Raw genomic sequence first — 12,843 nt, 5'->3', positions numbered from 1 at the left:
CATCCGATGAACCGCACATTTCCAAGGAGGCTTCATGCGCGTGTTCCTGTGCGAGAAGCCGTCCCAAGGCAAGGACATCGCCCGTGTGCTGGGTGCCGGTCAACGCGGCAACGGCTGCTACAGCGGCGCCGGTGTCGTCGTGACCTGGTGCATCGGTCATCTGGTGGAGGCGGTTCCGCCCGAAGGCTACGGCGATCAATACAAGCGCTGGGCCATCGAGCAACTGCCCATTCTTCCTGAGCGTTGGCGTGTCGAGCCTAAGGCGGCGACCGCAGCGCAATTCAAGGTCGTGCAGCAGCTCGTCGCCAAGGCGGGCGAGCTGGTGATTGCGACCGACGCCGACCGCGAGGGCGAGATGATCGCCCGCGAGATCATCGACCTATGCGGCTACCGCGGGCCGATTCAGCGCCTGTGGCTGTCGGCGCTTAACGATGCGTCGATCCGCAAGGCACTGGGTGCGCTCAAGCCCTCGGCGGAGACGCTGCCGCTGTACTACTCGGCCCTGGCCCGTTCGCGTGCCGACTGGTTGATCGGCATGAACCTAAGCCGGTTGTTTACGCTTCTAGGTCGCCAGGCCGGCTACACCGGCGTGCTGTCGGTGGGCCGGGTGCAGACGCCGACGCTGAAGCTGGTGGTGGATCTTGATCGCGAGATCGCACGTTTCGTCTCGGTGCCGTTCTGGGCGATCGAGGTCACGCTGTCCCATGCCGGCCAATCCTTCATCGCAAGCTGGACGCCGCCGCAGGGTTGTATCGACGATGCTGGCCGTTGCTTGCAACAGCCGGTCGCCCAGCAGGCCGCCGACCGCATGCGCGCCGCCGGCAGCGCCCAGGTGCTGTCGGTAGAAACCGAGCGCGTGCGCGAAGGGCCGCCGCTGCCGTTCGACCTGGGCACGTTGCAGGAGGTGTGCTCCAAGCAGTTGGGCCTCGACGTGCAGGAGACGCTGGACATTGCCCAGTCGCTGTACGAGACGCACAAGGCGACAACGTATCCGCGCTCGGACTCGGGCTACTTGCCCGAGAACATGCTGGTCGAAGTGCCGACGGTGCTGGACAGTTTGGTCAAGACCGATCCCGGCCTGCGCCCTCTGATCGACCGCCTCGACCGCAACCAGCGCTCGCGTGCGTGGAACGACGGCAAGGTGTCGGCTCACCACGGCATCATCCCGACGCTGGAGCCCGCCAACCTGTCGGCCATGAACGAGAAGGAACTGGCCGTCTACCGGCTGATCCGCGCCCACTACCTCGCGCAGCTCCTCCCGCACCATGAGTTCGACCGCACGGTTGCGCAGTTCTCGTGCGGCAGTCAGTCGCTGGCGGCCGTGGGCAACCAGATCGCCGTCACCGGCTGGCGCGAGGTGCTGGCGACGCCGGGGCCGGACGATGCCGATGGCGAGGATGCGCAGCGCAGCCGGGTGCTGCCCGCCCTGCATGCGGGCCTGTCCTGCCCGGTCGGAAAGGTGGATCTCAAGGCACTGAAGACCCTGCCGCCCAAACCCTACACGCAGGGCGAGCTGATCAAGGACATGAAGACCGTCGCCAAGTTCGTGACTGACCCCCGGCTGAAACAGAAGCTGCGAGATACCACCGGCATCGGCACCGAGGCGACACGCGCCAACATCATCAACGGTCTGATCGGTCGCGGCTACCTGGTCAAGAAAGGCCGTGCCGTCCGCGCTTCCGACGCAGCATTCACGCTCATCGACGCGGTGCCCTCGGCCATCGCCGACCCCGGCACCACGGCGGTGTGGGAGCAGGCGCTGGACATGATCGAGGCCGGCCAGATGGCGTTGGACACCTTCATCGAGAAGCAGTCCGTGTGGGTCGGTCAGCTCGTGCAGCAGTACCGCGGCGCGACGCTCTCGCTCAAGCTGCTGCCGGCGCCGGCCTGCCCGCAGTGCGCCGCACCGATGCAGCAGCGCACGGGCAAGAGCGGCGCGTTCTGGTCCTGTTCGCGCTACCCGGACTGCAAGGGCACGTTGCCGATCGAGTCCCCGACGGGCCGGCGCAGCGCACCGCGCAAGCGGCGCGCTGCCTCCAAGGCGTCCTGATCCTCGCTTCCCCTGCCGCGTCGGCCACTTCACTGGCGGCGAGGCAAACGTCCCGCACCGCGCGGGACTCCAAAGCGCGCGTCTCCTTCTGCAACGGTGTGCGCGCCCCGTCTGCCCGCCATCGGGCGACGGGGCGAGAAGGTCATTGCTCCACGAATCGCGCCTGCCGCCATTCCCTTGATCGGTGTGCCTTGCCTCGGTCACGAGGGGCTTCCTGACGCCTTGCCGCCGCGCGAGCCGTGAGGAGGCCCCTTGGGCCGAGGGTATTCCTGGCCGGTGCCCGCCGGCGGAACAACGGGCTCCCTTTGTGTGTGGATGCACGCCAGAGGTTTCCGGCCCCAGCCACGAAACGGGCCGGGTGCGCTTGCTGACGCAGCGAACGGCTTTGACGACGGCCCGCGCTGACGCAGCCCACAGGTGGTTCTCCTTCCTCTCCAGCCGAAGGCCCGCGTGGTCTTCGGCGCCCTGGTCCTTGCCTTGTCCCGTGACGTGGGCCTGCCCTAAAGCGGGCCGTCCGCGATTCGGTTTTCCCTGCGACGGCAGCCATGCTTCGCGCCCATCCTCACGCCATGCGTTGCTGACAGTCGTCAGCGGCATGCCCTGGCAGTCTCGGTCTTCAAGACTGCAACGCGGTTCGCCGCGTTGACCGATCCAGTCCGCTTCGCATCGCCCACCGCGGACGCTCGCCGGCCTGGCGACGATGCACTTTTCTCAACCACCCGAGGGGAACCCCATCCCCTGCGGGATGCGTGCTCCCCGACCCAGCAAGGAGCACGGCATGTCTGAACCTTCCGCATCTTCCTCTGCAACCGCAGCGCGCAGTGGTGCGCTGGCGCTGACCTGGACCGGCAAGCGTTTGCCGCTACAGGTGCTGCGCAGTGCGGCCGGCCACTACATCGGCACACAAGACGACGAAGGCCCGGTATCGCGGGAGTCCGTCGAGTATTTCCCGAACCACCTCGCAGCACAGCGCGCCCTGGATACCCATGCCTGGACACAGCGCGCTCACCCCTGATTCCCACCCTTCAAGGAGTTCTCTCATGAATCTGTCTTTACCCGAAGACGTGCTCGATCAGATGGCGCTGGAACAGGCGCACTTCGACACTGCACCGCAAGCCTTCTTCGAGGCCTGGAAGCGCGGCGCGCAGATCGCCGGCCACGAGTGGTTCGGCGACGGCACACGCGAAGGTCTGCAGCGTGCCACCACCAAGTGGGACCTGCGGCCCAACATGCTGATGCTCAACGACGCCCTGGGTGTGCTGAGCAGCGGTCAACGCATGTTCGTGTCCGCGATGGTGAGCTTCTACAACTCCCGCGAGGGCGGCGCGATGCTCAAGCGTTGCGGCTTCGAGGGGCTGTCCGACTTCGGCGGCCTCGATCTGGAACGGCGCCAGGTCATCGCTGACCTCACGCTGCACTACAACGGCTGGTGAGCCGCGCCTCGCAACCCACCGTCCTGTCATCCCACCCCACGAGGGACATGCGTCCCCGTTCGGGGCCATTTCCCTCCTTCCTTTCGCAGGAGCGGCCATGTCCCGAATCACCATTTTCCACTGACCTGCACCGCCCGCCACCAGGGCGGCCCGACGCCGCGGCCGGCTGACCGGTTGCCACTTCATCCACTTGCTGGGGTTCAATCCCCGGCAGGGGATTGCCTCGGCCATCCTCTGCTGGAGGAATCCCATGTCTCACTCCAAAAATACCTTCGTCCGCGGCTACGATGGCCTGTCCGTGCAGCGGCTGCTGGCGATTTCCTACGACGACGACTGCCCGCTGAGCTATCTGCCGCTGCACGTCTCGCAGTCGCACCTGCCGGACAGCCAGGTCGAGCGCCATGCTTGCGTCTTCTGCGACGACTTCGCGCTGATCACCGAGGGCCAGAACGTGCCGCCCGAGCTGGACGCGCAGTGCCCCAGCCACGGTATCGCCCGAAACCTCGTCTACGCCGTCATGGCCGAAGAAGCCGGCCAGCCGCTGCACGTCGGCGATACCTACTCCGAGGAAGCCGCGCGCGAGGTGGTACGCCGCCTGCGCTTCGAGACCGGCTTCTACAGCCGTGCTTGGGAAATCAGTTCGGCGCACATCACCGAGGAGGCCGGCCGCTTCCTCGCCGAACTGGCGGACATCGCCACGCCGAGCGGTTTTTTGTTCGTGGCCTTCCGCATTCCCTACAGCCCGGCGGTCGGCGTGAAGCTGATCGCCACGCCCTGGACGGATGCGAACCTGCAGCATGTCGAGGGCATCACCGCCGAAGAGCTGCGGCAGGAGCACCGGGCCAAGGGCGTGCCGGAGTCCCTCGTGGAAGTGTTGCACCTGGCTGCGCTCGCTGACGTTCGCATGTTGGTGTTCGATGCCGACGCGCCCGTGCTGGACGGGCTGACGCTCTACGACGACGAGTAACCCGCAACCCATTCGAGCCCCCACGTCGGGGCTCTTCTTTTTCGCGGAACGCGGTGCCGGCGCATTGCCGATTCCCAACGGACGGCCGCCGCGATGTGCTGCACGCTGGCCAGCATGTTCGCTGGCGTTGCCGGCAGCATGCCCAGGCAGTCGAGACTTTCAAGACTGCGGCGCGGTTCGCCGTGCTGGTTGCTTCGTTCTCCGGGCGCACCCGCGTCCATCCACCTCACCCTCAAGGGACAGACCTCCTTTGCGGGCGGGAGTCCCTTGGTTGCCACAAGGAGTCTCCCCATGGATACCCAAGCCATCCGCGCACAGATGCCGACACTCGTCGTCGGTCATGTGCCTTCCAACGTCCGTTCGTTCAAGTTCAACATCTTCGACGGCCAGCCCAAGGTTTCGACGCTGGGCTTTCACATCGACCCGAAGCCTTTCGAGGGCAAGGTCATCGCCACCACCGACGAGGCCATCGTCGTCAAGACGGGACGGGCCGAGTTCGCGGTGCTCGATCGCACCCTCGTGACCGAAGTGCCCCACGAGGGCGCCAAGGTGCAGATCGAACCCTATGTCAGACGCCGCTTCGACGGTCAGCGGGCGGACACGCCCGAGGAGCAAACCGAGTTCACCGCCGACGGCCAGCCCTACACGGTGAAGCGGTTCGTGCTCGGGTCCGCACCGGCGAAGCTGCCGATCCCCGAGCCGCGCTGCCCCGAGCTGCAGGAACTGGTCGACCAACTGGAGCAGTTGCCCGCTCCCGACGGCTTTCGGAGCATCACCCACATGCTGGTGGATGCCGGTGCGCGGGACATCACCTGGGTCGATCCGCTGCCCACCGACATCATCCGCACGCCACCGGCCATCGGCTTCACCGTCGCCACGATGAAGTTCCAGGGTTGCGTCACCGTGCTGTATGAGCGTGGCCTCGACCTCTACGCGGTGGAGCTGCGCCGCGACGGCGAGCTGATTGAACGGGTCGATGAGGTGTTCTTCGACACCCTCGGCGAGACGCTGGAACGGCTGATCGACGACGGAAGCTGGAGACGCATCCGCGTGCAGTGCCTGTCGAGTCGCAAGGCTGTCCGGCACTGACCTCCCAGAGGCTTCCCGCCCTTGCGGCGGGAAGCCTCTTCCTGCCTCCCTGGAGACCACACCCATGACTGTTCGATTCAAAGGCACGGAGCTGCGGCCCGTGCTCGCCGAAGCGGTGGCGAATCAATGCCGCGTCATCCTGGTCAAGGATCACGGCGTGTACTTCCTGGCCGAGCGCGGCGAGCGCCGACCCGATGGTCGCCAGAAGACCATCGCCTATGCCGCCGGCTGCAACCCGGATGTCGATGCGTTCGATGACTGGTGGGAGCTGGCGCGCGCCGAGTTCGGTGGCGACGACTTCGGCGAGTTCTTCGATCTGCAGGAGGGCGTGTTTGCGCGCATCCTGCACAGCGATGACGACCTCGACGTGTCCGCCACCGCGACACACCTGTCGATGCAGGCGGTTCCTCCCACGCCCAGCGGCAACTGACCGCCCATCCCTGGTCTCCGGGGGCCTCTTTCTTCCCGGCAATGCGGACAGCCGCGAGTGCCGATTGCCGCTCGCCTGCGCGCCGTCCCGGCGCGACGCTTCCGGCCATGTTCCGCTGACGTCCGTCAGCGACATGCCCAGGCAGCCACGATCTTCAAGGCTGCGACGCGGTTCCGACCGCGTTGATCACCCTCCAGTTCGCACCGGCATCCATGCGCGAACGGCCATCGGTTCTCGATGGCGATGCCACCAAGCTGTTCCATCAACCCACGCGGGGGTTCCACACCTTCCCCACCTTGGGTCGGGTGTGTCTCCGCCTCATTGTTCCCGGGAGATTCACCATGACCACTTCCAACGAAAAGTCCTACTTCGATCTGCACATCACCGGCCTCGGGTATCTCAATCGCATCCGCGAAGTGAAGCCCAAGAAAGGCGATGCGTTCCTGGCCTGCGACATCGCGGCTTTGAACGGTCCCAGCGATGACGTCTCGTATGTGCGTTTCGACACGCGCGTATCGGGATCGGAAGCGCAGCACCTGGTACGCCGCTGCATTCAGGCGGTCGACGCCGAGAAGAAGGTGATGATCGGCTTCCGCCTGGGCGACCTGTGGACCGACACCTTCACCTACTCCAAGGGGGAGCGTGCCGGCGAGCAGGGTGTGAGCCTCAAGGCCCGCCTGCTGTTCGTCAGTTGGATCAAGGTCGACGGCAAGCTCGTCTACAAGGCCGAACCCAAGCCGACCGAGACCGACGAGCGCGACCCGGAAGTCCCTGTGACGTCCGACGCGCCCGCCGCGCAGCAAGCCCCGGCACCGGAGCCTTCCAAGCCCGTCGCCGATGCTGCCGACGACGCTGCCGATGCCCCCGCATTGGCCGTTGCAGAGTCGTTCTGATCCGCAAGGCCCCATCCCCGGGGCCTTGTCTTCTCTTCGTCCGCAGGGAGACCTTCATGATCACCATCCCCGGCCAACTGGCCATCAAGACCATCCACGGCCGCAACGGCGACTTCAACGTCGGCCGCCTGGCGACCTCGATCGGCGAGTTCGTCGTGAAGAACGCCGAACTCGATCAGTACCGCGAGGGCAAGTACGACGGTGATTTCGTCATCGTCGAGATTCGCCCCTCCACGTACAACGCCAACGGCCGCATGGTCATCGAGATCCGCGCCCATCTGGGCGGGATGACGCTGTCCAACATCGACGCCCTGAGCCGCGACGAAGCCCGCCGGCTGAGTCCGCAGGAAGTCGATCCGATCGACGAGGAAGCGCAGGCGCCCGTGCCGGCAACGCCCCGGCCAAGCCGAAGGCGAAGCCGCGCAGTCCGCGCGATCCCCTGGTCGATACCACGCCGTTCGGCAGCGAACCGGCTCCCGTGTCCGCTGCGGCCTCGACCGAGGCAGACGACGCGGCGCTGTTCGGCGCCTTGTGGCCCCTGGGCGAGACCGTGAAGCTCGATGCGACCGTGGATCGTCGTGTGCTGCGTCAGCAGCGCGACCGTCTCGACAAGCTGGGCTACGAGTTCGCTCCGTTGTCCCAGGGCTGGCACCTCAAAGCTGCCTGATCCATCCGCCGCCTTGCGCGGCATTCCGCCACCCGCCGGGGTTCTCGCCCGACGGGGAGGGCTCCGGCCATTTCTTCAAGGAGACCTTCATGGGCTGGACCTTCGTTCGTCAGACGCGCGATCAGTTGATCCGCGAGCTGATCGCTCCGCAGGCGTCCGAACGCGCTTGCTGCGAAGTCATCGACCACACGCTGGACGGCGACGTTCTGTGGACCGTGGTTCGCGTCACCGCCAGGCAGGCGGGCGTCATGGGCCTCGCGGCCGGTGAGTCCGTCTGCTACATCGGCTGCCACCTGCTGGAAAGCTCGGGCGGCGATTGGGGCTACAGTCCCTCGATGAGTCCGCGCATCCGTACTACTACTCGTGCCCGCTGCGCTATCTCGACATGGCGCCGGTGCAAAGCTCCGAGTGGCGCGAGCGGGTTCACCGCTTCCACGCAGGACGCACCGTCTAGCGGCACGCATCTTCCTTCACCCAACCGGGGCGAGCACGGCCCCGCGGGCTGTGGTTGCTCCTTCTTTTCCAAGAGGACATCACCATGCCTGCACCTTCTTCCGCGAAACCGCTGTACCGCATCGACGAATGCCCCGACCTCATGGCCGACGGTTGCGTCGGTGACGAGCAGGGCAATCTCGTCTTTCTCTCGATCTGGGCGCGCGACACCGCCGTTCAGGAGTTCCTCGCCCGCCTGACCCTCAGCCGGGATGAACAGGGGCTGGACCAGTTCCACGTCATCACCGAGCGGGGCGCATCCATCCCGGTCTTCGTCGGCAACGTCGAGAACCTGGAAAAGCGCATCACCCGCGCCTATCGGCGAACGCTGTTCGGTTCGCTGACGAATGTGTGGCTGTTCGATCGTCGCTGCGTGAAGCCAGACAAGGCCAACGCCAGCGCGCTGGCGCTTCTGCCCAGGGATTCCGCTCACCGGCTCGACCGGCTGTGGACGCTGGTGCAGGACACCTGCCCGCTGCCACTGCTCGACCACTGGCGCGACACCGTGCTGGAGCTGTTGCAGACACGACGGATGCTGACCGGTCTTCCCTTGGCCCTCGGGCCGCTGGAAGGCCATCGGCTGGCCCTCGATGTCCCGGCGCTGACGAAGGCGCTGGGCGAGCTGATCCGCAACGGCACCCTTGGCGCCGCGCAGTACGAACTGGCCGCGAACGCACCGCTTCGGCGTGTGGCGTGAGCCATCCCACGGGCATGCGCGCCGCGCGTGCCCGCCTTCCCTCATCCATCATCAGGAGAAATCCATGGCACTCATGTTTCCGCGCCTGGCGCGCAATTTCATTCGTAACGGCTACTTCCCCACCGACGAGCCGACGCTGGAGCGGGCCTTGTCCGCACTGGCGCCGTGTCCCGGCGCCATGTCCCTCCTCGATCCATGCGCCGGCGAAGGCGTGGCGATCGCCGAAGCCGCCCACGCCCTCGGGCGCGAGCAGGCCCAGGCCTTCGCCGTCGAGTACGACGCCGAGCGTGCCCGCCACGCACGGCAACTGGTCGATCGCTGCATCCACGGTGACCTGATGGACACGCTGATCTCGCGCCAGTCCTTCGGGCTGCTGTGGCTGAACCCGCCGTATGGCGACCTGAGCAAGGACGTGAACGGCAACATCGGCTATCAGGGCCAGGGCCGTGCGCGGCTGGAAAAGTTGTTCTATCAGCGCGCGCTGCCGCTGCTGCAGTACGGTGGCGTGCTGGTCTTCATCGTGCCGCACTACGTGCTCGACGCCGAGCTGGTCGGATGGCTGACGCGCCACTTCGCCGACCTGCGCATCTACCGTGCGGTGGAAACGCAGTTCAAGCAGGTAGTGATCTTCGGTCGCAGGATTCGTCAACGCGACCAGGCGTCGGAGTCGGTCAAAGCCGTGCGCGGTCTGCTGCTGCAGATCGGACAGGGTGACGCCGAAGCCGAGGAACTGCCGCTCGAATGGCCGTTCCTGCCGTACACCGTCCCTGCCAGCCCGGCCGAGCCGGAGCACTTCTATCGCGTGACGATGGAGCCCGAGCAGTTCGCCGATGAAGTCGGCCGGCTGCAAGGACTCTGGCCGGCGCTCGATACCCACCTGGGCGCCGCGCAGCAATCGCTGCGTCCGCCCGCGCGGGCCTTGTCGCACTGGCATCTCGCCCTGGCTCTGGCCGCAGGCGCGATCTCCGGCGTAGTGAAGTCCAAGAGCGGGCGCGTGCTCGTCGTCAAAGGTGATACCCACAAGGAGAAGACCCTCCAGACGGAATACACCGAACGCGACGACGGCTCCGTGGCCGAGACGCGCATCCTCACCGACAAGTTCGTGCCGGTCATTCGTGCATGGGACTTGACGCTGGGCTCGCCCACGTGGGGCGAAGTGCTGACCATCCGCTGATCGCTGTTCCCTGACGGTTCGCCGTCGTTTTCATCCACCCACCGGGGTCACGTCGCCCCGATGGGGTGCCGTGGCCCCTTCTTCCAGAAGGAGAAACCACCATGGCACTCGCAGTCCTCAACCTCGCGTCACAAGCACGCTTTTCGCCCGGGCAGGTGGTCATGACCGCCGGCGTCGACGAGCTGGTCCGACAGGGCCGGCTCAACCCCACGCCGTACCTGCGCCGCCATCTTCATGGCGAATGGGGCGACCTGAGCGACAGCGATCGGCGGCAGAACGACGCCGCGCTGAAGTCCGGCGAGGATCGTCTGTTCTCGTCCTACCAGGTCACGCCCAACCTGAAGCTCTGGATCATCACCGAATGGGATCGCAGCGTCACCACGCTGCTGCTGCCCAGCGAATACTGATCCCCATCCAGCGGTCTCGCGCCGCTTCTTTCTTTCCCCCCAGGGGCATGTCGCCGCCCCGTGAGGGAGGTGCATGCCCCATTTGCTTTGGAGCATCACCATGTCCCTCGATCTCGAAACCATTCCCGAAACCGCTGTGCAGGGCGACCTGCTCGAAGCGGCCGCTTCACCCCTCACGCTCAGCCTGCAGGACTTCGTATCGGAGTTCGGCGACGAGTTGCTCGATTCGCTCAACCGCGCCAATCCTCCGGTCTACACCGGCCAGGTGCGGGTGAATCGGCAACTGATCCTCGCCGCGCTCAAGCGCAAGCTGTTCCCGGCGCAAGCCGATGTGGTCCATGCCGTCACCGAGCTGTTGGTCGATCGCGGCGAACGCGCCGCGATCGTCAATGGCGAGATGGGCTGCGGCAAGACGACGGTGGGTATTGCCACCGCCGCCGTGCTCAACGCCGAAGGCTACCGCCGCACCCTGGTGCTCTCGCCACCCCACCTGGTCTACAAGTGGCGGCGCGAAATCCAGGAGACGGTGGCCGGCGCCAAGGTCTGGGTGCTCAATGGCCCGGACACGCTGGTCAAGCTGCTGAAACTGCGCGAGCAGTTGGGCGTGCCGGCCCAGGGCCAGGAGTTCTTCGTCCTGGGCCGCGTGCGTATGCGGATGGGGTTCCACTGGAAGCCTGTCTTCGTTCGGCGGCGCATGCCTCACGGCGACGTGGGGGCCTGCCCGGATTGCGGGCATGTCATCACCGACCTCGACGGCGAGCCGATCAACCCGGTCGAGCTGGAAGCCGAGGAGTCCCGCCGCAAGTGCAGCCACTGCCGTGCACCGCTGTGGTCGTTGATCCGTCCGAGAGGCCTGTCCGCCAGCGACCAGTCCTCGACCGTGCTCAAGGCACTGAAGCGTATTCCAACCATAGGGGAAGTCACCGCGCAGAAGCTGATGCAAAAGTTCGGTGACGCCTTCCTCGCGTCGATGCTCGGGGACAACATCCACGAGTTCATCAACCTGATGGATGGCAACGGCGAGCTGGTCTTCTCGGACCGGCAAGCCCATCGGATGGAACGTGCGATGGCCAACATGGAGTTCGGCTTCGGCGAGGGCGGCTACCAGCCGTCCGAGTTCATCAAGAGGCAGCTTCCCCAAGGCACGTTCGACCTGCTCATCGCCGACGAGGCACACGAGTACAAGAACGGCGGCTCCGCACAGGGCCAGGCCATGGGGGTGTTGGCGGCCAAGGCGCGCAAGACGCTGCTGCTCACCGGCACACTGATGGGCGGCTACGGCGACGACCTGTTCCACCTGCTGTTCCGAGCCCTGCCGGGGCGGATGATCGAAGACGGCTACCGGCCGACGAAGAGCGGCAGCATGACGTCGGCCGCGATGGCGTTCATGCGCGATCACGGTGTCTTGAAGGACATCTATTCCGAGAGCACTGGCACGGCGCACAAGACGGCCAAGGGCACCAAGGTATCGGTGCGCACGGTCAAGGCGCCGGGTTTCGGTCCGAAGGGCGTGCTGCGTTGCGTCCTGCCGTTCACGGTCTTCCTCAAGTTGAAGGACATCGGTGGCAACGTGCTGCCGCCCTATGACGAGGAGTTCCGCGAAGTCGCGATGGACACGGCGCAGGCCGCGGCCTACCGCGATCTGGCGGGTCGGCTGACCCAGGAGCTGAAGCAGGCCCTGGCGAAGCGCGACACGACGCTGCTCGGTGTAGTCCTCAACGTGCTGCTGGCCTGGCCGGACTGCTGCTTCCGGTCGGAAACCGTGGTGCGTCCGCGCACGCGCAACACCTTGGCGTTCGTTCCGGCTCAGTTCAACGAGCTGGAGGTGATGCCCAAGGAACGCGAGCTGATCGAGATCTGCAAGCAGGAGAAGGCAGAAGGGCGCAAGACCCTGGTCTATTCGGTCTACACCGGCACGCGCGACACCACGTCGCGTTTGAAGGTGCTGCTGGAGCAGGAAGGTTTCAAGGTGGCGGTACTGCGCGCGAGCGTGGATGCCTCCCGCCGCGAAGACTGGATCACCGAGCAGTTGGACCGCGGCATCGAAGTGCTCATCACCAATCCCGAGCTGGTGAAAACCGGCCTGGACTTGCTGGAGTTCCCGACCATCGTGTTCCTCCAGTCCGGCTACAACGTGTATTCGTTGCAGCAGGCCGCCCGGCGCTCATGGCGCATCGGCCAGAAGCAGCCGGTGCGCGTGATCTACCTCGGCTACGCCAACTCCTCGCAGATGACCTGCCTGGGGTTGATGGCCCGGAAGATCATGGTGTCGCAGAGCACGTCGGGCGACGTGCCCGAGTCCGGACTCGATGTCCTGAACCAGGACGGCGACTCGGTGGAGGTGGCACTGGCACGGCAGCTTGTCACGGTCTGATCCATGTGCTCATGCCGGCGGCCCCTCGGGGTCGCCGGCTTCTTTCCACGGCCCTTCGGGGCCGTTTTTCTTGGGCGTATGACAGTCCATGGCGCCGCCCGCCATGTATTCGGGCGGGCGTCAGTGCGTTTTGTTTGCTGCCCGCAGGCCAAGCGGCGGCGATGGTGAGC

General features: G+C 65.9%; 11 protein-coding genes and 2 pseudogenes. All 13 read left to right on the top strand.

The features are described from left to right. Positions 1-34 precede the first annotated feature (34 nt). The 13 genes and pseudogenes from AC3WKX_RS04905 (at position 35) to AC3WKX_RS04845 (ending at position 12,673) form a co-directional block, all read left to right on the top strand. The gene (locus AC3WKX_RS04905) at positions 35-2,050 is read left to right on the top strand and encodes a DNA topoisomerase III (protein WP_102604163.1); all 2,016 of its coding nucleotides are present in this window, start codon (positions 35-37) and stop codon (positions 2,048-2,050) included. 778 nt (positions 2,051-2,828) lie between these two features. Further along, positions 2,829-3,065, top strand: coding sequence for a hypothetical protein (locus AC3WKX_RS04900; protein ID WP_047526636.1), 237 nt, complete (start codon positions 2,829-2,831; stop codon positions 3,063-3,065). Positions 3,066-3,090: 25 nt separating this feature from the next. Further along, positions 3,091-3,483 carry a hypothetical protein gene (locus tag AC3WKX_RS04895; RefSeq protein WP_102604165.1) on the top strand — a complete coding sequence of 131 codons (393 nt, stop codon included), beginning with the start codon at positions 3,091-3,093 and terminating at the stop codon, positions 3,481-3,483. Positions 3,484-3,733: 250 nt separating this feature from the next. Then, positions 3,734-4,450 (top strand): DUF5983 family protein, encoded by a 717-nt coding sequence (locus AC3WKX_RS04890; protein ID WP_102604166.1) that lies wholly within the window; start codon positions 3,734-3,736, stop codon positions 4,448-4,450. Between the two features lie 291 nt (positions 4,451-4,741). Then, a complete protein-coding gene (locus AC3WKX_RS04885) occupies positions 4,742-5,539 on the top strand; it encodes a GTPase (protein WP_102604167.1) in 798 nt (265 codons plus the stop codon). A gap of 64 nt (positions 5,540-5,603) precedes the next feature. Then, complete coding sequence (locus AC3WKX_RS04880) at positions 5,604-5,969, top strand: DUF3085 domain-containing protein (RefSeq protein ID WP_102604168.1); 366 nt, start codon at positions 5,604-5,606, stop codon at positions 5,967-5,969. 341 nt (positions 5,970-6,310) lie between these two features. Then, a complete protein-coding gene (locus AC3WKX_RS04875) occupies positions 6,311-6,862 on the top strand; it encodes an STY4534 family ICE replication protein (RefSeq protein ID WP_102604169.1) in 552 nt (183 codons plus the stop codon). Between the two features lie 56 nt (positions 6,863-6,918). Continuing rightward, positions 6,919-7,529, top strand: a pseudogene (locus AC3WKX_RS04870) (DUF3275 family protein). A gap of 89 nt (positions 7,530-7,618) precedes the next feature. Further along, a pseudogene (locus AC3WKX_RS04865) lies at positions 7,619-7,983 on the top strand (hypothetical protein). An 84-nt stretch (positions 7,984-8,067) separates the two neighbouring features. Continuing rightward, entirely contained in the window at positions 8,068-8,718 is a 651-nt protein-coding gene (locus AC3WKX_RS04860; protein WP_047526651.1) for a hypothetical protein, read from the top strand. Positions 8,719-8,782: 64 nt separating this feature from the next. Beyond that, entirely contained in the window at positions 8,783-9,892 is a 1,110-nt protein-coding gene (locus AC3WKX_RS04855) for a DUF6094 domain-containing protein (RefSeq protein ID WP_102604170.1), read from the top strand. A 101-nt stretch (positions 9,893-9,993) separates the two neighbouring features. After that, complete coding sequence (locus AC3WKX_RS04850) at positions 9,994-10,299, top strand: hypothetical protein (protein ID WP_024537150.1); 306 nt, start codon at positions 9,994-9,996, stop codon at positions 10,297-10,299. 100 nt (positions 10,300-10,399) lie between these two features. Next, positions 10,400-12,673, top strand: coding sequence for a helicase-related protein (locus AC3WKX_RS04845; RefSeq protein ID WP_102604171.1), 2,274 nt, complete (start codon positions 10,400-10,402; stop codon positions 12,671-12,673). Positions 12,674-12,843: the final 170 nt, after the last annotated feature.

Source organism: Pseudomonas sp. GP01-A4 (genome assembly GCF_058780865.1).
This window is presented reverse-complemented; position numbering and strand designations above follow the sequence as displayed.